This is a genomic window from Limnohabitans sp. (genome assembly GCF_017848645.1).
In the GTDB taxonomy this organism is placed as follows: Bacteria; Pseudomonadota; Gammaproteobacteria; order Burkholderiales; family Burkholderiaceae_C; genus Limnohabitans_A.
On sequence record NZ_JAFEIF010000028.1, the window covers coordinates 21732 to 40675 of the forward strand.

Annotated in this window: 16 protein-coding genes and 2 pseudogenes; 8 read left to right on the top strand and 10 right to left on the bottom strand. The window is 59.0% G+C overall.

The genetic code is table 11. The features are described from left to right. The first annotated feature begins 3 nt into the window (after positions 1-3). From QZ190_RS07050 to QZ190_RS07070, 5 genes are all read left to right on the top strand, one after another. On the top strand, positions 4-1311 hold the full coding sequence (locus QZ190_RS07050) for an NADH:flavin oxidoreductase/NADH oxidase family protein (RefSeq protein ID WP_291915069.1): 1308 nt from the start codon (positions 4-6) through the stop codon (positions 1309-1311). A gap of 13 nt (positions 1312-1324) precedes the next feature. After that, the gene (locus QZ190_RS07055) at positions 1325-1978 is read left to right on the top strand and encodes a hypothetical protein (RefSeq protein WP_291915070.1); all 654 of its coding nucleotides are present in this window, start codon (positions 1325-1327) and stop codon (positions 1976-1978) included. Further along, entirely contained in the window at positions 1975-2730 is a 756-nt protein-coding gene (locus tag QZ190_RS07060) for a 4'-phosphopantetheinyl transferase (RefSeq protein ID WP_291915071.1), read from the top strand. Before QZ190_RS07055 ends, QZ190_RS07060 begins: the two co-directional genes overlap by 4 nt. 67 nt (positions 2731-2797) lie before the next feature. Then, on the top strand, positions 2798-3922 hold the full coding sequence (locus tag QZ190_RS07065) for an efflux RND transporter periplasmic adaptor subunit (protein ID WP_291915072.1): 1125 nt from the start codon (positions 2798-2800) through the stop codon (positions 3920-3922). Between the two features lie 8 nt (positions 3923-3930). Continuing rightward, on the top strand, positions 3931-7113 hold the full coding sequence (locus tag QZ190_RS07070; protein ID WP_291915073.1) for an efflux RND transporter permease subunit: 3183 nt from the start codon (positions 3931-3933) through the stop codon (positions 7111-7113). 86 nt (positions 7114-7199) lie between these two features. Here QZ190_RS07070 and QZ190_RS07075 read toward each other — a convergent pair whose 3' ends face one another. Continuing rightward, a complete protein-coding gene (locus QZ190_RS07075) occupies positions 7200-8369 on the bottom strand; it encodes an IS4 family transposase (RefSeq protein ID WP_291915074.1) in 1170 nt (389 codons plus the stop codon). Positions 8370-8554: 185 nt separating this feature from the next. On the opposite strand from QZ190_RS07075, the gene QZ190_RS07080 reads away from it, so the two are divergent. Both QZ190_RS07080 and QZ190_RS07085 read left to right on the top strand, forming a co-directional pair. Next, positions 8555-8812 carry a hypothetical protein gene (locus tag QZ190_RS07080; RefSeq protein ID WP_291915075.1) on the top strand — a complete coding sequence of 86 codons (258 nt, stop codon included), beginning with the start codon at positions 8555-8557 and terminating at the stop codon, positions 8810-8812. A 29-nt stretch (positions 8813-8841) separates the two neighbouring features. Then, positions 8842-9267 (top strand): DUF2147 domain-containing protein, encoded by a 426-nt coding sequence (locus QZ190_RS07085; protein WP_291915076.1) that lies wholly within the window; start codon positions 8842-8844, stop codon positions 9265-9267. A gap of 24 nt (positions 9268-9291) precedes the next feature. Here QZ190_RS07085 and QZ190_RS07090 read toward each other — a convergent pair whose 3' ends face one another. Beyond that, positions 9292-10764 carry an IS5 family transposase gene (locus QZ190_RS07090; protein ID WP_291915077.1) on the bottom strand — a complete coding sequence of 491 codons (1473 nt, stop codon included), beginning with the start codon at positions 10762-10764 and terminating at the stop codon, positions 9292-9294. Positions 10765-11071: 307 nt separating this feature from the next. Between QZ190_RS07090 and groEL the strand changes: the two are divergent. Next, positions 11072-12184 (top strand): annotated as a pseudogene (gene groEL / locus QZ190_RS07095) (chaperonin GroEL); the annotation flags it as partial. A 110-nt stretch (positions 12185-12294) separates the two neighbouring features. Here the strand turns inward: groEL and QZ190_RS07100 are convergent. From QZ190_RS07100 to QZ190_RS07140, 8 genes and pseudogenes are all read right to left on the bottom strand, one after another. After that, on the bottom strand, positions 12295-12837 hold the full coding sequence (locus QZ190_RS07100; protein WP_291915078.1) for an acyloxyacyl hydrolase: 543 nt from the start codon (positions 12835-12837) through the stop codon (positions 12295-12297). 198 nt (positions 12838-13035) lie between these two features. Beyond that, positions 13036-13800 (bottom strand): DUF411 domain-containing protein, encoded by a 765-nt coding sequence (locus tag QZ190_RS18120; RefSeq protein WP_367114231.1) that lies wholly within the window; start codon positions 13798-13800, stop codon positions 13036-13038. Between the two features lie 12 nt (positions 13801-13812). After that, positions 13813-14307, bottom strand: coding sequence for a cupredoxin family protein (locus tag QZ190_RS07115; RefSeq protein ID WP_291915079.1), 495 nt, complete (start codon positions 14305-14307; stop codon positions 13813-13815). 41 nt (positions 14308-14348) lie between these two features. Continuing rightward, positions 14349-15773: a copper oxidase gene (locus tag QZ190_RS07120; protein ID WP_291915080.1), complete on the bottom strand. Its 1425-nt coding sequence runs from the start codon at positions 15771-15773 to the stop codon at positions 14349-14351. 2 nt (positions 15774-15775) lie between these two features. Then, positions 15776-17116 carry a hypothetical protein gene (locus tag QZ190_RS07125; RefSeq protein WP_291915081.1) on the bottom strand — a complete coding sequence of 447 codons (1341 nt, stop codon included), beginning with the start codon at positions 17114-17116 and terminating at the stop codon, positions 15776-15778. A 74-nt stretch (positions 17117-17190) separates the two neighbouring features. Beyond that, on the bottom strand, positions 17191-17529 hold the full coding sequence (locus tag QZ190_RS07130) for a hypothetical protein (RefSeq protein WP_291915082.1): 339 nt from the start codon (positions 17527-17529) through the stop codon (positions 17191-17193). A gap of 135 nt (positions 17530-17664) precedes the next feature. Then, positions 17665-18006, bottom strand: a complete 342-nt coding sequence (locus QZ190_RS07135; protein ID WP_291915083.1) for a J domain-containing protein — start codon at positions 18004-18006, stop codon at positions 17665-17667. Between the two features lie 175 nt (positions 18007-18181). Next, positions 18182-18944 (bottom strand): annotated as a pseudogene (locus tag QZ190_RS07140) (glucose-6-phosphate isomerase); the annotation flags it as partial.

The window sequence follows — 18944 nt, forward strand, 5'->3', positions numbered from 1 at the left end:
AGAATGAATTTGACCAATACATTGGAATTGCCTTGCGGCGCTCGGCTCAAGAACCGTATCGTCAAGGCCGCCATGTCGGAAGGCATAGCTGATCGCCACGATCACGCGACGCCCGGCCATAGCCAGCTCTATGAAAAATGGGCACGCGGCGGCGCGAGCCTCCTGATCACCGGCAATGTCATGGTGGATCGGCGATATCTGGAGCGCCCGGGAAACGTTGTGCTGGAGGACGAGAGCGGGATGCTCGCGCTTCAGGCGTGGTCAGCTGCCGGAACCCTGGGGCAGACGCATCTGTGGATGCAAATTTCCCATCCCGGACGGCAATGTCCGAAACTGGTCTCCAAGGAGCCGCTAGCGCCGTCAGCTGTCCAGCTTAATCTGCTCGGCAATTTCGCCAAGCCCCGTGCGATGACCGAAGAGGACATTGAGGATGTCATCAAGCGCTTCGGCAAGTCTGCATCGCTGGCGCAGCAGGCCGGTTTCACCGGCGTACAGATCAACGCCGCCCATGGCTATCTGATCAGCCAGTTTCTGTCACCCCAGGTCAACCGGCGCGAAGACAAGTGGGGCGGCAGCCTGGCCAATCGTGCCAGGCTTCTGCTCTGCGTAGTGGCGCGCATTCGCCATGAAGTGGGGGCGGATTTTCCGATCGCGGTCAAGCTCAACGCCGCCGATTTTCGACGCGGTGGTTTTGATCTGGAAGACAGTGCCCAATGCGCGCTGTGGCTCGCTGATGCCGGCATTGACTTGCTGGAGATATCCGGCGGCAGTTTTGAACATCTGCGCCTCCTGGGCGATCGGGGCGATCCCAACACTGCGGAGGATCCGCATGTCGCCGAGGGCACAGTAAAGGCAGGGTATTTCACGGACTATGCGCTGGAAATTGCGCAGGCGCTCAAAGGCGCTGGCAAAGCGATGCCTCTATTGGTGACCGGCGGTTTCCGCTCTCGGGCGACCATAGAGTTCGTACTCGCTCAGGGCGGCATCGACCTAGTCGGCCTCGCGCGTCCGTTTTGCGCCAGCCCAGATCTGGCCCACAAGCTGCTAAGGGGCGAGGACATCCCGGCTGATTTACACGGACCGCTGCAAGCCGGTGGCGCGCTGCATCGCCGCCTAATGCGCTTCAAGGCGTACCGGGTCTTGCATGTCCAGGGCGAGGTAGCCTGGCATGCGCGTCAGTTGTCCAAGCTTGCGCAAGGGCGTGATTCGTCGGGCACATCATCGATGGCCCTGGCGCTGGTCAAGCACATGTCAGCAGACATGGCACACGCCATGCGCCGCAAGCCACCGGTTTCCGGTATGGCGAATTAAAGGAGACAGTCGCATGCGTGTCCTCGTTTTCCTTGTCGCGCTGTTCTCGGCGTGTGTTAATGCGCAGGCGGAAGACCTGCTGGGCTCCGATCAGCAGGTCTATGGCAAAGAGATCCGAGTCTTCAGCGCCACGCAAAACGGCGATCGCTATGCGACGGTGACGGGCAGGGTGTTGATGAATGGCACCTTGGCGGCTCCGGCAAAACTGTTTTCCGACGTCGACGGCTTGCCTGGTTGGATCGACAATCTCGCGGCGGTCAAGGAAATCAGCGTGCGCGCGCCCATCGACCGGACGATTTACATGCGCTACTCGGCACCGACCGGCTTCGATGATCGCGATGGGCTCATGCGCTTTTTCGCATCGAAGGAGGCTCCCGGGGTCATCATCCTAACCTTTGAAGACATCCCGGCCTTTCCGCTGCGACCTGATGCCGTTCGCATGACGGATGTCCGCGGAAGATTTCGGGTCGAGCAGATGTCCCAAGGCACACTGGCCGTTGAATTCCGGCTGCACTACGATGCAAGCGCCAGGCCCGTGACTCTTGCCAATCTCAGCGTGAGGCAGCAGGTCAAACAGACACTGGTTCGGATGCGGCAGCACATCGAAGGCCCCTTGCGCAGCGCCAGCTTCGATGGCGCACTGGCGCGATCGCTGAGCCTTGAATGAATACCGCGTTGTTGGAAGATCGCCCGGCGCAAGATGGCCCTGGTGACATTGGTGACTTTGCGCGCTTCGATGTCCATTCCTGGCCCTCGCTCGGCCTAGCAGCCCATCTGTGCAGTTTTTCAGTGTCACAGTTTGATCAAAAGCTCTATACCCTCCACGGCATAGAATTTGACGCTTCGCTTTCGGGAGCGGTCAGAAAGCGGCGTGCGGAATTTCTGGCGGGGCGCATATGCGCAGCGCGGGCTCTCGAACACCTAGCAGCTTCGAAAGTTGTGCCGACCGGAGAGGATCGCAGCCCGATCTGGCCAGCGGGCCTGATCGGTTCGATTACCCATTGCGATGAAACGGCCATGGCGATTGCCCTAAGAAAAGATAATCCTAGGGGCGTTGAAGGCGTAGGTATTGACCTTGAACGTCGTACCGCTTGCCGGGATGCATCACTCGGCTTGAGGCACTTCGCAACTGGCGCAGAGCGCGACGTTCTGGTGCATGCAGGTATTGCCTGTGAAGATCACGCCGTTATCGCCTTTTCCATGAAAGAGAGCTTCTTTAAGGCTGCCTATCCCTACGTCCGCCGCTACTTCAGCTTCTCAGCCGTTTCGATTGTCGACGTCGATAGTCGCCACAACAGGTTGTCACTCGTTGTCGCCCAAGATATTGGCGGAAAACTCAAGAAGGGTCTGCGGGTCGAGGGTGAGTACGCCAATCTGGGACATACATTCGTTTCAACCATAGTGACAATAAATTATTGAAATTACTTTTTAATGAGGCGAAGCGTTTTGAACACGATTCCCCCTCCATAAAAAACCACTCATCACCATGAATCACCCCCATTCCTGGCCCGCCCGGCTTGTTTTATTGGCTTGCATCTTATTGCAAGCTTGCTCCAAACCCCTACCCGCCGAGGAGCCAGTGCGGGCGGTGAAGGTTTTGACGGTTGGATTGGACGCCATGCAGTCGGGCGCTGAATATGCGGGTGAAGTGCGCGCGCGCGTGGAGTCACGCTTGGGCTTTCGCGTGGGCGGCAAATTGCTGCGCCGCCATGTAGAGATGGGACAGCATGTTAGAGCGGGAGATCTGCTGGGGTTGCTGGACCCGCAGGACTTCAAACTTGCCGCCGATGGCGCCCGCGCGCAACTGGCTGCTGCCACCACCAACCGGGATTTGGCCTTGGCTGACGCCAAGCGCTACAAGGACTTGCGCGAGCAAAATTTCATCAGCGCGGCCGAATTAGAGCGGCGCGACACCGCCCTCAAAACAGCCCAGGCGCAGGTGGACCAGGCGCAAGCGCAATTGGCCGCATTGGGTAACCAGACCGCTTATGCCAATTTGGTGGCGGATGTTGCCGGTGTGGTGACGTCAGTCGATGCCGAGCCGGGCCAGGTGTTGGCCGCTGGCACGCCGATCTTGCGCATCGCCCAGGATGGCCCGCGCGATGTGGTGTTTGCCGTGCCGGAGGACAAAGTTGGCAAGCTCAAAGTCGGCTCGCAAGTGCTGGTGCAGGCTTGGGCGAAGCAGAAAAGCGCAAGCGCTACCGTGCGCGAAGTGGCCGCTAGCGCCGATCCGGTCACGCGTACATTTACCGTAAAGGTGAGATTAAATGGTCCCGAAACTTGGCCTTTGGGCTCTACCGTGACCATCGCTCCCATGGCGCTTGACCGCTCAGGCCCGTCGGTAATCAAACTGCCGACCAGTGCGCTACAGCATGACGGCGAAAAAGCAGCCGTGTGGGTGCTTGAAAAAGCCACCATGACGGTGCGTCTGCAGCCCATAGCCATTACCACCGCCGACGGCAATGAAGTGGTCGTCTCCCAGGGCTTGGAGCCGGGTATGCAGGTGGTCAGCGTCGGTGCACACGTACTCAATCCGGGCCAAAAAGTGACGATTTACCAGTCCAAGCAAGCCACTGCGGCCGCCTCAACGTCCTCGGTTCCAGCACAGTGAGCGGCACGATGCAACAGGACACGCCTAAGCCCGGTTTCAATCTGTCCCGTTGGGCACTGGACCACGCGGCGCTGACTCGCTATTTGATGCTGGTCTTAATGCTGTTGGGCGCCGCCGCCTACTTCCAACTGGGGCAGGATGAAGACCCACCGTTCACCTTCCGCGTAATGGTGATCCGAGCTTTTTGGCCCGGTGCCACTGCGAGCCAAATGGCCGAGCAAGTGACCGACAAAATTGAGCGCACTTTGCAAGAGGTGCCCGGCGCCGACAAGATTCGCAGCTTTTCCAAGCCCGGCGAGACCACCATCACTTTTCAACTAAAAGACTCTACGCGCTCCGGCGAGGTGCCCGATCTTTGGTATGCGGTACGCAAAAAAGTGGGCGATATGCGCACCACCTTGCCTGGAGGCGTCAATGGTCCGTTTTTTAACGATGAATTCGGCGACGTGTATGGCGTGATTTATGCACTGCAGGCTCACGGCTTTTCGCCTGCCGAATTGAAAGAACAGGCAGATTCGGTGCGCCAGCAGTTGCTGCGTGTGCCCGATGTCAATAAAGTAGATTTGTTCGGTGTGCAGGACGAAAAGCTCTACATCGAAATGTCGCAGCGCCGCTTGTCGCAACAGGGCCTAGACATGAACCAGGTACTGGCCCAGTTGGCGCAGCAAAACGCCATGGAAGGCGCTGGCACGATGCAAACCCCGCTGGACGTGTTGCAGGTACGCGTGAGCGGTGCATTCCAAGTCGAGGAGCAATTGCGTGCCATGCCGATTCGCGGCAGTTCTGGCAACCAGTTGCGCTTGGGCGATATCGCAGAGATCAAGCGCAGCTATATCGACCCTGCCGGAGTTAAAGTGCGCTTTCAAGGCCAGCAAGTCATTGCCCTAGGCGTGTCCATGACCAAAGGCGGTGACATTATTGCCCTAGGTAAAGCCTTAAAGGCCACTACCGCACGGATTGGAGCGGCTTTGCCGGTGGGCATCAGCTTGGTGGAAGTGCAGGACCAGCCGACGGCGGTGGCTAAATCGGTCAACGAGTTTATTGGCGTGCTGGTGGAGGCGATCGTTATCGTACTACTGGTCAGCTTTGTTGCGCTGGGTTTGCACAAGCGCCCGGGCACGCAGGCTTGGTACCGCCGCTATTACATCGATGTAAGCCCCGGACTGGTGGTGGCGATCACGATTCCGCTGGTGCTCTCGGTCACTTTCCTCGGTATGTATTACTGGGGCATTGGCCTGCACAAAATTTCTTTGGGTTCGCTCATCATCGCGCTGGGGCTCTTGGTCGATGACGCCATCATTGCAGTGGAAATGATGGTGCGCAAAATCGAGGAGGGCTATGACAAGGTGCGCGCGGCCACCTTCGCCTACGAAATTACCGCCATGCCGATGTTGACTGGCACCTTAATTACCGCTGTAGGCTTTTTGCCCATCGGTATTGCCCACTCCACGGTTGGCGAATACACCTTTGCCATTTTCGGGGTCACGGTGCTGGCATTGCTGGTGAGCTGGCTGGTTTCTGTGTACTTCGTCCCCTACCTAGGCACGGTATTGCTCAATGCCAAAGGCAAGGCTGACCAAGCGCAACGCCATGAGGTGTTCGATACGCCGTTTTACAACGCATTTAGGCGTATGGTGAACTGGTGCGTTACGCATCGCTGGACCACGATTGGAGTGATGCTGCTGACCTTTGCATTGGGTATCGCAGGCATGGGCCGGGTGCAGCAGCAGTTTTTCCCGGACTCGAGCCGGCCTGAAGTGATGATGGATGTGTGGTTTGCAGAGGGTACCTCGATTGCCGCCAATGAGGAGGTAAGTCGGCGCATCGAGGCGCGCCTGATGCAAGAGAGTGGCGTGGTCAATGTCGCGACCTGGATCGGCTCGGGCGTACCGCGCTTTTACTTGCCTTTGGTTGCAATTTTTCAGCAGTCCAATGTGTCGCAATTTATTGTGCTGCCCGTGGATTTGAAGCGGCGTGAAAGCCTGCGTATCCAGCTACCGACCCTGATGGCCCAGGAGTTTCCTGAGGTGCGGGCGCGCGTGAAGATTTTGCCTAACGGCCCGCCGGTGGCCTACCCAGTGCAGTTCCGCGTGATCGGGCCGGACGCTGACCAGTTACGGCTGCGTGCCAACGAAGTCAAAGCACAGATGCGGGCCAACCCCAATATGCGCGGCGTCAACGACAACTGGAACGAGCCGGTCAAGGTGATTCGCCTGGATGTGGACCAGGCCAAGGCCCGCGCTTTAGGAGTGAGCAGCCAGTCGATTGCCCAGGCGGCCCGCACCTTGCTGTCTGGTAGCACGGTGGGCCAGTTCCGCGAGGGCGATAAATTGATCGACATCGTATTGCGTCAGCCCCTGTCCGAACGCAATGCAATTTCCGATATTGGCAACGCCTATGTGCCCACGGCCAGTGGCAAGTCCATTCCATTAACGCAAATCGCCAAACCGACCTTTGTCTGGGAGCCGGGCGTACTTTGGCGCGAAGGGCGTAATTACGCGATTACCGTCCAGGGCGATATTGCCGAGGGCCTACAAGGCGCTACGGTAACCGGGCAGCTGGCGCCTGACCTACGCAAACTGGAGTCCAGCTGGGCCGCCAAAGAGCAGGGTGCTTATCGAATTCAGGTGGCAGGCGCGGTTGAAGAAAGTAGCAAGGGCTCTAGCTCTATAGCCGCCGGTATTCCCATCATGTTATTCATCACCTTCACGCTCTTGATGCTGCAGCTGCAAAGTTTCAGCCGCTCGCTCTTGGTGTTCCTCACCGGCCCGCTGGGCATTGCGGGCGTCGCCGCCGCCTTGCTGAGTTTTGGGCGCCCCTTTGGCTTTGTGGCTTTGCTGGGCGTGATTGCCTTGATGGGCATGATTCAGCGCAATTCTGTGATTTTGATCGACCAGATCGAGCAAGACCGGGCCAACGGGGTGCCTGCTTGGGATGCCATCGTCGAGTCTGCGGTACGGCGCTTGCGGCCTATCGTGCTGACGGCGGCGGCAGCCGTATTGGCCATGATCCCCTTGTCGCGCTCGGTTTTCTGGGGCCCGATGGCGGTCGCCATTATGGGCGGTCTTATTGTGGCGACAGCCTTGACTTTGCTGGCTTTGCCCGCCATGTATGCCGCATGGTTCAGGGTGCGTCGCGAACCGGTGGACGACCAGACTAACCGACTGCGCGCGACGCTCGCATCATCATGATTTACGAAGATACCAACTGCATTAAGTCGCTGAACTTGCTCGGCCCCAAGGTGCTGGAAAATATAGGTGCATCCAGTAGTGTCCGGTTAAAAAGTGAATAAATTCAATTGCTTAGCGCAGTCGGGTGGTGCGTTTGTGTAGGCATCGCTCTGAAAGGCGCATGAAATCGATGTTTTCTCGAAAACAGACACCGACAAAATCTGTAGGCAAGTGTAGAGCGAGGCCTTCAATTGCAACTCCTTCTTGACAACGGCAATCAGCACGTAAGTGGCCACGGCGCACCAAATTTGCGTCTTGACTGCGTTCTCGCTGGTGCCCAAAAACTTCTTGATGCGCAGATGCTGCTTGATCCATTTGAAGAACAACTCCACCTGCCAACGGTTCTTGTACAAGGCTGTGATGGTCAACGCTGGCAGTGTCATGTTGTTGGTCAGAAAGACCAGCACCTTTCCCGTCTGGGGGTCCTTGAACTTGATGCGCCGCAAGTGCTCGGGGTAGTCCTTGCTGGCGTAGTGTCCATTGAGCGCAATGGTCTGATCGCACACAAGGCCCGTGGTTCGGTCCACAGGCGCCGAGTACACACGCCGGGCGTTCATATTGCTCTTGGCGCGGGTCACGAAGAAAGCTGCGCACTGGTGCATGGTGTACAGGCGAGAGAAGTCCAGATAGCCCCTGTCCATGATGTAGAAAGCGCCCGCCTCGATGGGCAGCATGTCCAGCACATGCACATCGTGCATCTTGCCGTCGCTGATGTGGATGAAGGCAGGGATGGAGCCGCGCAAGTCCAGCAAGGTGTGCATCTTCACAGCGGCCTTGGTGGAGCGAAACGGTGCCCAGTCGAACAAACCCAGACACAGGTCGATGGTGGTGGAGTCCAAGGCGTAGACGGTGGCATCCAAATCCACGCCCATGGGTTCTTGGGCGTAAAGCCTGCGTGCTCGGTCGATCAATCGCATCGCCAGAGCATGGTAAATACGCCAGTCTCGAGAATTCAGGGCATCGGCCAGCGTCGAGCGTGCAGGGATGTGGCGCATGCCCATGTGAAAAAGTTTGGACTGATTGGCCATCAAGCATGCTTCGATGTCGCGCAAAGACTCGCGCCAAGTCAGTTGGGCAAACGCCATGATGCGAAACAGCTCGGTACAACTGAGCGTGCGCACCCCGGCATCGCCGCGATGGCGATCGACGATGCGACCAAACGTCTTCCAAGGCACAAAGTCCATGACCTGAGCGAACAAGGTTTTGCCTGCGTTCATGGGCATCTCCGGGTGATTGAACCCCTGAAGCATGCCTCGTGCGCAAAATCAAATTCAAATCGTGGACACCCATGAAACCTCTGAAACCCTTGCCGTTACTCGCTTGCAGCGGGTTGGCTATCAAATAAACCGGACACTACTGAGGTGCATCGTTAAAAAAACAAGGGAACAGGGTGGAAGACATTGTGAAAGCTGAAATGGGCGTTTATGCAATGGCCGAATTCATCATGCCCCTAACGAAAATCGCCAAAGCCAAACCAGCAGGCCAGCACTCAGCCCCTTTCAACAAAACCAAATTGCAAACAGTGTGGTTTTACCTTACTCGCTTGCTTACCGAGAAGGCCTACTTGTTTCGCAGTGCCCACTCAGGCAGCGAGGTGCTGATGCACGCCTATGCCGGCTTGGCTTGGTTTCGCATTAACCCGCTTGAATTAATAACCTAAAGGAAACAACTATGAGTAAATTCGCCTTGATGAGTGCAGTGGCCTTTTTGTGCGGTCAGGCCGCCGCGCAAATGACCCCCGTTGGCACTTGGCACACGATCGATGATGAAACCAAAAAACCCAAAGGTGAAGTGCGCATCACGTTGAATGCATCAGGTGGACTGTCCGGCGTGGTAGAAAAATCATTGATGCCAATGCCCGATGCCGATCCGCTGTGCAACCTGTGCACCGATGACCGCAAAGGCAAACCTAAAATCGGCATGGAAATCATCCGCGGTGGCCAAAAAGTGGATGGCAAAGATGTGTGGGATGGTGGCAAAATCCTCGACCCGGAAAACGGCAAGAACTACAGTGCCCGCTTAACCCCCATTGAAGGTGGCAAGAAGATGGAAATGCGGGGCTACATTGGCTCACCGATATTGGGGCGAACCCAAATTTGGGTTCGCTACAACTAAATAGTCGTCCCTGCAAAATTCATTTCAAGCCAGCATCCAGCGCTGATCTGAGTTTTGCAGTCGGTTGAGGCCAAAGATTTCGGGCAATTTCTTCAGCAAAACGGTCAAGCCCGCTGCTTGCAACAGGCACAACAAAAGGCCCAGGCCCTTCTTGACGATCATCCGCAGCAGCCAGCGGATGTTGTAACCCGCAGCGCACAGCACGGCATTCAACGCATCACCCTCTGACCCCTTGAGGTGGCAGCGGTTCATCCGGTGATCCGCCTTCAGATGCCCGATGATCGGCTCGATCGCTTGGCGTCGTTTGAGCAACTTGCGCTCTTCAGCGGTCAGTCTCTTGTCCTTGCCCCGGTGTTTGATCTCGATGCCCGGGTTGTCCTTGTCCACGCCCCGGTAGCCCAAGTCGGCGTACACCACCTCGGGCTTGACGCCCAGTCCTTGCATCAGGATGGCACTCTGCTCAATTTGCTCGTGCATCGTGTGCCCGTCATACGGGTTGCCTGGAAAGCTCCTTGCGCCCACGATCAAATTGCCCTTGAGCGTCATGGCCAGACCGACCTTCACACCAAACTCGTAGGGGTTGCGGCTTTTACCTTTGGAGATGCACTCCACCTCGGGCGCGTGCCAGCTGTAGAGCTTGGCTCGGTTGTCCACTGCCTTGCGGCTGCCGGTCTGCGTGACCAGTCGTTTTGCCTTGTCCAAGGTCTGGCTCAAGGTTTCCTGTATGGCTTGGCTGAGCGTGGTCATCTTACGAGCCACCTCGCGCTGCAACCGCCCGACGATGGTGCGCTGGCGTTTGATCATTTTGCGCATGCGTTTGAACTGACGGGCATGGGCATAGCGCCCAGCCTTGTAGCCCAGCAGTTGGCCTTCCTTGGCGTAGGTTTGTTTGAGCTCGATGCCATTGTCTTTGGCCAACTCGACCACCTTGGACCTGGCGGTCTCCAGCAGCTTGCTGTCGGTGGGGTGAGCCACGGCTTTTTCTTGAACCGTGGAGTCCACGATCACGCGGGTCAACTCTTTCTTGGCGATCAGCTTGGGGGTGACGGCCACCTCCATGGTGCGGGCGAGTAGCTCTTCCACGCCTTCTTCGCCCAAGGCTTTACGGAAGCGCCCCAGTTGTGTGGGGTCGCACGGCCACTGGTGCTCGAAATACTCATTGCCAGAAAAGTACTGCCAAGTGGGTGTCTCGCCCCAGCGCTGGATCACGTCCTCGTCACTCTCATTGAACGCATGCTTGAGGTACAGCAAGGCCACCATCAAACGGGTGGGCAGACGAGGACGCCCGGCATTGGAGGCGCCGCCACCGGCAACGACAGAGACCGAGCCAAACAGGTCTAAACCATCGATCTTCTTGCCTGCCTTGACCTGACGCGCCCATCGCTGCGCAAGGGAAGCTTCGATTTCTTGCCAAGGCATGCGATTGGCAAGCACCGCCAGCGGGTGGCGCAAATCGATCATCTGATCCAGGCGGTTGCGGAAAAAGTCATCAGTCATGGCGCTGCTTTGAAAAACTCCCAGAAAACAGACTCCATTGAATATCTATTCGAGAGTTCTGACCATCCGGATTCACCCCAGATCACCAGCATTCATGCGGGTTGCTGTGGTTTCGCATGGGCGACTAAATACATGGAGCCAACGCCAACGATGACCAATATGCTTTCCCTCATATTCAATCGTCTAGATAAAAAGAACGTTATCACTTCGGCCATTTATAGCCTTATGGCACATGCCAATAAGCAAGCACGAACCGACGCGACTATGCGGATTAGTGTGATTAGAGGGCATGAATCAATTTCCAGCGAGGGCAAAGAACAATTCACTCGACGTCGTTGAAGACATGCAGTTTGACCGCGGCTACCTGTCGCCTTACTTCATCAACAACCCCGAAAAGCAAGCCGCTTTGCTGGACAACCCCTTCGTGTTGTTGTTCGACAAGAAGATCAGCAACATCCGCGATCTGCTGCCCACACTGGAAGCCGTTGCCAAAGCTGGCCGTCCTTTGTTGATCATTGCCGAAGAAGTCGAAGGCGAAGCCTTGGCCACTTTGGTGGTCAACACCATCCGTGGCATCTTGAAGGTTGTCGCCGTCAAGGCCCCTGGCTTTGGTGACCGTCGCAAAGCCATGTTGGAAGACATCGCCATCCTGACCGGCGGCAAAGTGATCGCTGAAGAAGTCGGCCTGACCCTCGAAAAAGTGACTTTGGCCGATCTGGGCCAAGCCAAGCGCATCGAAGTGGGCAAGGAAAACACCATCATCATCGACGGCGCTGGCGCTGCTGGTGACATCGAAGCCCGCGTCAAGCAAGTGCGTGTGCAAATCGAAGAAGCCACTTCTGACTACGACCGCGAAAAGCTGCAAGAGCGCGTGGCCAAGTTGGCTGGCGGTGTGGCCGTGATCAAGGTCGGCGCTGCCACCGAAGTCGAAATGAAAGAAAAGAAAGCCCGCGTCGAAGACGCCCTGCACGCCACACGCGCTGCTGTGGAAGAAGGCATCGTGGCTGGCGGCGGCGTGGCTTTGCTGCGTGCACGTCAGGCTGCTGGCGCCATCAAAGGCGACAACGCTGACCAAGACGCCGGCATCAAGCTGGTGTTGAAAGCCATCGAAGCGCCTTTGCGCGAGATCGTGTACAACGCCGGCGGCGAGCCATCGGTGGTCGTTAACGCAGTCATGGCTGGCAAGGGCAACTTTGGCTTCAACGCTGCCAACGACACCTACGGCGACATGATCGAAATGGGCATCTTGGACCCCACCAAAGTGACACGCACTGCCTTGCAAAACGCAGCGTCTGTGGCCTCTTTGATGCTCACAACAGAGTGCATGATTTCCGAAGCCCCGAAGGACGAGTCCGGCGCTGGCGGCGGCGGCATGCCTGACATGGGCGGCATGGGTGGTATGGGCGGCATGGGCATGTAAGTGCCCCGCTGTCTGGACTGAGGGCTTAGGCCCTCAACCCGGCCAACAACAAAGCCCCGCAAGGTGAAAGCCTTGCGGGGCTTTTTTATGCAAACCGGTTCAGCCTGCCGTCAAATAGGCTGAGCAGAGGGGGGGCAAAAATCCCGTCCCACTGTCAGGCGAACAGCTTCCAGACCGTGGTTAGGGTCTTTGTAGCCACCATTGCTGATGTGCATCAGGCCAATGCCAAACTTAGTTTTTGCGCTGTGGCGGTACAACACATCCAAGGTTGTCCGTAAGTTAAAACGGCCACTCAACGAATGGACACGGTCATCACCCCGGATGGCCGAATAGGATGGGTAAATGAACAGCGTCATGTCGAAGCCTTTGACATCAATGGTTTTGCCAAGGCCTATGCCGAACATGTAAGTGCCTTGGGCGTTCAGCATGGCCGATGCACCGTACCTCAAGCCATAAAAGCTGGAGGGCTTGGATTGGTAAGAAACGTCCATGACACTTTTGGCCTTGGTCAAGGCAAAGTCCAATTCATTGTTGTGTACATCGGTCATGTATGAAACGCTCACGGTTTCTTTGTTGACAGAGGTGGGTTCTGGCACAGCTAGCAACCAAGCCGATCCCAAAATAACGCCTATGGCGGCACCACTGTCGAACACGCTCACCTCCCTGGTTGATGCTTTCTGCAATCATTATTGAAAACATCCACAGAGATACCGTTATCAAGGCCACTAAAGCTTGAACAAGCTGAAAATCAGCGCAAATTTCCACCAAGCGTCCCCCACTGCAATAAGCGCCTTGAAGGTCCCCGCATGACCTGGTCGCTGCGGCCAGAAACAGATCTTTCAGGCCCAAGCTCAAAGGACCGCGGCCTCGATCTGCACCACCCAGTAGGCCCCGTTTTCCTGAACTGCCTGAAAGCGCACCTTCTGGCCCACTTGCAAGGCATTGAGTTGAACAGGATTTTTCACCTGAAAAACCATGCTCATGGGCGGCATGTCCAGGTTCTTGATCTCGCCGTGTTTGAGCGCCACTTTGCCGGCGGCCTTGTCGATGCGCCGCACTTCGGCCGTGGCCCAAGGCAGCGCTGCGGCGTCATCACTCACGCGCTGCAGGCCCTCACGCTGGGCCATGCGGCGCAGCCCGGGGTAGTGCTGAAAGCTTTTGCTGCTGCCATCTTTTTGCACCAGCAACACGTCATAGGCGTCTTTGCGGCCTTTGTACTCAGGGCCATCCATGCCGGGGCTGCCAATGGGCATGCCGGGCACCGACAGACCCAGCGCAAGGGGCCGTGTCTTGAGCAGTCGGTGGATGTCGGCAGCGGGCACATGGCCCTCGATGACATAGCCACCCACGCTGGCGGTGTGGCAGGAGCCGAGTGACTCGGGCATGCCCAGGCGCTTGCGGGCGGCGGTGTTCCCCACATCACGCACGTCGACCTTGAACCCGTTGGCCTGCAGGTGTTCCACCCATAGCTGACAGCAGCCGCAGTTGGGGTCTTTCCAGACTTGCACGGTGGTGGCTTGCGCCATGGCGGTGCGCTCAAAACCGGTGAGGGCCAAAACGGCCGCCGCAGCCAGCCACTGGCGTCGAGGCAGGGTGGTGGGTTGGGCATTTTTCATGGCGTGGCTCCCTTACTTGACGGTGATGCGGCCGATCATGCCCGCTTCAAAATGGCCGGGGATCAGGCAGGCAAATTCAAAGCTGCCTGCGCGGTTGAAGGTCCAGACGATGGCACCTTTTTGGCCCGGCTCCACATGCGCCATGTAGGGCTCGTCGTGTTCCATGCCGGGGTGCTTTTTCATCATCTCGGCATGGGCCTTCAGCTCTTGCGGCGTGCCGATCACGATCTCGTGCAAGACCTTGCCCGCGTTCACCGCCACCAGGCGCACGGTCTCGCCCAGCTTGACCTGGATCTGGTTGGGGGCAAAGCGCATGTTGTCGGTCATGCGGATCTCGATGGTACGTATGGCTTTTTTCGGATCACCTGCAATGCCCCATTCCTTTTGCTCCGCAGGTGCAGAGGATTGGGCATGGTGGTTTTTGTGTGCAGAGGGCGAATGGGCCTGCGCCAAGGGCAAGGCCAGCAGGCCGATGCTCAAGAGAAAGGTTTTCAGTGCGTTGTTCATGGTGTGTCTTGGTGTGTGAAAGAGGGGGCAAAGTGCCGGACTCAGTGTTGCCCGTGGCCATGGGGTTTGCGTGCCGTGCCAGAAGCAGGCGCAGATGGCTGACTGGCAACGTCCTGTGCCTGCGGCGCACGCGGCGTGCTCACCACCGGGCCGGTGTATTCATAAGACTGCGTGCCGGGTGGCTGCTTGTAATCGCCCGGGTCGCTGTAGTCATTTGGCCTTTGCTCGGCCCGCACCTTGAGCGTGGTGAACATGCCGCCCATCTCGATGGGGCCGTAAGGGCCGGTGCCGGTCATCATGGGAAAAGTGTTCTCAGGCAGCTCCATTTCCATCTCGCCCATGTCCGCCATGCCGCGCTCGCCCATGACCATGTAGTCGGGGATGAGTTTCTGGATTTTCTGCACCAACCCCCGGTGGTCCACACCGATCATGGTGGGCACGTCGTGGCCCATGGCACCCATGGTGTGGTGGCTCTTGTGGCAGTGCATGGCCCAGTCACCGGGCTCGTCGACGATGAACTCCAACTGCCGCATCTGGCCCACCGCCACGTCGGTGGTGACCTCGGGCCAGCGCGCGGTTTTGGGCACAGGGCCACCGTCGGTGCCGGTCACCTCGAACTCAATGCCATGGATGTGGATCGGGTGGTTGGTCATGGTCAAGTTGCCCACGCGCACCCGCACCCGGTCGTTCAGGCGCGCCACCAGCGGGCTGATGCCCGGAAACACCCTGCTGTTCCAGCTCCAGATGTTCTGGTCCAGCATGGTGTTCACGTTGGGGGTTTTGGCACCCGGGGTGACGTCGTACGCACTCAACAGGAAGGCGTAATCGCGGTCCACCTCGGCGATCAGCGGGTGGGGGCCCTTGGGGTGGGTGATCCACAGGCCCATCATGCCCATGGCCATTTGTGTCATCTCGTCGGCGTGCGGGTGGTACATGAAGGTGCCCGGCCTGCGCGCCACAAACTCGTACACAAAGGTCTTGCCCACCGGAATTTGCTTTTGGTTCAGCCCACCCACGCCGTCCATGCCATTGGGCAAGCGCTGGCCATGCCAGTGGATGGTGGTGTGCTCGGGCAGTTGGTTGGTGACGAAGATGCGCACCTTGTCGCCCTCCACCACCTCGATGGTGGGGCCTGGGCTTTGGCCGTTGTAGCCCCACATGTTGACCACAAAGCCCGGGGCCATCTCGCGCACCACCGGCTCAGCCACCAAGTGAAACTCTTTGACGCCCTCCTTCATGCGAAAGGGCAAGGTCCAGCCATTCAAGGTGACCACCGGCTTGTAAGGGCGTCCGGCTCCGGTCACGCCCGGCGGCGTCCAGGGCGGTGCGGTGTCGGGGCGGGTCTGGATGACGGGTTCGGGCAAGGCGGCCAGCGCGCTGCGGCTGACGGCGCTGGTGGCCACTGCGGCCCCCGCCACTGAACCCACAGTGGCGACGGCTTTTTGGAAAAAATCTCGGCGTTGCATGGTCAGTGTCCTGCGGTGCGGGTGTTGGAGGGGTTGGTGGCGTCGGTCGCGCTGGCGCTGTCCGCATAGGGCAAGCCCGCCAGCACGGCCATCAGGTCGGCATGGGCCAGCCAGCGCTGGCGCTGCGCCTGCAAGGCGGCGTCCACGCTGTCGATGCGCGCACGCACGCTGGCCAGCAAGTCCCAGGTGCTTTTGAGCATGCCGTTGTAACGCAGCAGGGTTTCTTGCGAGAGTTCGGTGTGCAGGCGCAGCACCTGGGCCTGCGTGTGCTGCGCCGACTGGTTGGCCACCCGGAATGCGTTCAGGGCCATCTGCACATCGGCACGCACCTGCCGCGCCAACCGGTCGGCCTGCAGCCGGGCTTGCCAGGCGTTTTCAAAGGCATGGCCCCAGCGCATGGTGCGAGGGTCCCACATGGGCAGCTCCTGCCCGGCCAAGGCTTGCAGGGCTTGTTGCGCCGCCTGCAGATCTTGTGCATCCAGGCCAAGGCCTGCCGCGAGGCGGCGGGCCTGCAGCTCATCCCGTGGCCAGCGCAAATGGGCCTGCAGCGCCTGTGTCTGCAGGGCGGCCACGGCCTCCTGACTCGGCTCGGCCTGCCCATCGACCGGCGAATGCGCAGGTAAATCCACGGGCAGGTGCGGGGGGAGCATCTGCGCCAGCGCCTGGGGGGTCATGCCCGCACCGATGCGTTGCCACAAGGCCTGCAGTGCGCGATGGGCCTGCAGCTGGGCTTTGTCAGCGCGTGCGCTGGCATCCCAGAGCGCCAGCTCCTGCTCTATTTGACGGGCTCGGCTCCAGTTGCCCACTTGCGCCATGCGCTGGCCCAGCTCGGCCCCGGCTTGGGCCACGGCCAGAACATCGCCACTGTGCGCCAAAGACTGACGCGCCACCACCGCATTGACCCAAAGCCTTTGCGCATCCTGGCGCACAGCCGCCACTTGCTGGCGCACGGCAGCCGTTTCTGCCGCACTCATTCCCGGCTTGAGCCACAGGGCCTCGTCCTGCAGAGCCAGACGCATGGCCAAGGCCAGCGTCAATTGCCCTGCATCCGGGTGGGCAGGTGGGTCCGGCATCGGCGGCAGGTTCTTTTGCTCCCAGCGCAGCAAGTCCGCATGGCCACGGGGAAACTGCCCGACCGCCCGGTTAGCGTCCTGCCAACTGGGGCCTGGCTGGCCTGGTTTGGCCGATGGTGCAGCGCTTGACGGGGTGCCAGGCTGAAGACCATGCACACGGGCAGAAGCTGGTGCAGCCTGGGTTTGCGACCGGGCAGCAGGCCAAGCGCAGGCCAGCAGCACAGCACCCACGGCGCCCAGCCTGTAAGCGCGATTCAAAAGAGTGATCATGTCAATTTCCTGAAACAGACGAACACGGCATTCACCCGCATTGGCGGCGGGCAGACGCACCTGTGGCGTGTGGTTCAGGAAATGGGGGGCTTGGTCAGTGGCGCAGACGTGCGGGCCAGATGCACCCAAGACGCGCTGACAGGCAGCGGATGGGCCTGCAAAACAGGCAGCACCAAGGGCCACGCCGTCAGGCTCAAGCCTTGGTGGCACACACCGCACAACTGGCAATGGCCGTCGTGGCAATCGGCCTGTTGAACGGCCGCATCGTGCAGCGCAAGCGGCGCTTGGTCCTCTGTCAATGACTCTGCCATGGCCTCATGGCAGTCATGCGCAACAGGCGTTTCGGTGTGCTGCGCCGGGCTGGCCACCGAGACAGCGTCAAGGGGGTGCGAACCGCTTTCGGAGATGGGCATCCATGCGCCGGCCCACAAGCGCAGGGGCATCAGGCAAAGCAGGAAGCAAAGGAACAGGCGGCGCATCGTCAAATCATAAGCCAAGCGCCACATGGCTCGGGTTCAGAGGCCCGAATGACCGTTCAGGTGCTGCGCTCAGACAAAGGCGTGCAAGCGACCCCGCGCATCGTAGGTGGTCAAAAAAGGTCGCACGTTGCGCGCCGAAGCCTGGGTTGTGGTGATGTGGATCAAAGGTTCCACAGACTGGGACGGGGGTGCACACCGGCTGGCGTCGTAAGCACGACGACGTTCGGGCTGGCTCAACACACTGTAGGCCTGGTTAATGCGGGCCATCCTGGCCGCCCACAAGGTGGAAGCGCCTGCTTGCCGGTCGGGATGGTAACGCTGGGCCAAAGCGCGAAAGGCCGCCCGAATGACTTCGGCTTCGGCTTGCGGTGTGACACCGAGTTCAGCGTAAAGGTCCATGGTGTTGTCCATGGCCAAATCATAAAATATGAATACATTTAAATTAACTAAAAATGCAATTTAAACGTTTCCAAATGTTAAAACACTGAGCGCAGAGGTCAAACCCAAGCCCCCATCCGCTCAGGCATGACCTTCTCGCGGGTTTTGAGCTGGAGGCCCCTGGATTCGCGCATGGCGGGACAAAGTGTCAGTCTTGGCGCACACCTTGCAACAAGGCGGCGCTGGAAGCATCCAGCCCAGCTGTGTCACCCGACAGCAGGCGCGCATGGATGTCTTTGGCCAGCACCTTGCCCAGCTCCACGCCCCATTGGTCAAAGCTGTTGATGCCCCAAACCGAGCCGCTCACAAACACGCGGTGCTCTTGCAAGGCGATCAGTGCGCCCAGGCTGGTGGGTGTGAGTTCATCGATCAGCAAGAAGGTGCTGGGCCGGTTGCCGGGGAAGTGCTTGTGCCCGCCCTCATCGGTTTGGCCCAGCATCAGCGCCTGCGCCTGCGCGATCACATTGGCCAGCAACAGCTCGTGGTGGTCTTTCAGGCTGTGCGTGGGCATTTTCACGGCGATGAATTCCACCGGCACCACATCCGTGCCCTGGTGCAGCATCTGAAAATACGCGTGTTGCCCGTTGGTGCCAGGCTCCCCCCACAGCACGGGCGAGGTGCCATAAGGCAGCGCAAGGCCGTGGCGGTCCACGCGCTTGCCGTTGCTCTCCATCTCCAGCTGCTGCAAATAGGCAGGCACGCGGCGCAAAGCGCTGTGGTACGGCGCAATGCTGCGGCTGGTGTAGTTCAAAAAGTTGCGGTACCAAACGTCCAGCAAACCCAGACGCACCGGCAAGTTGGCCTCCAGCGGCGCAGACTGGAAGTGCTGGTCCATCGCGTGCGCCCCGGCCAGCAGGTCCCTGAAACCCTGCGCCCCAATGGCGATGGCCACCGGCAAACCAATGGCCGAC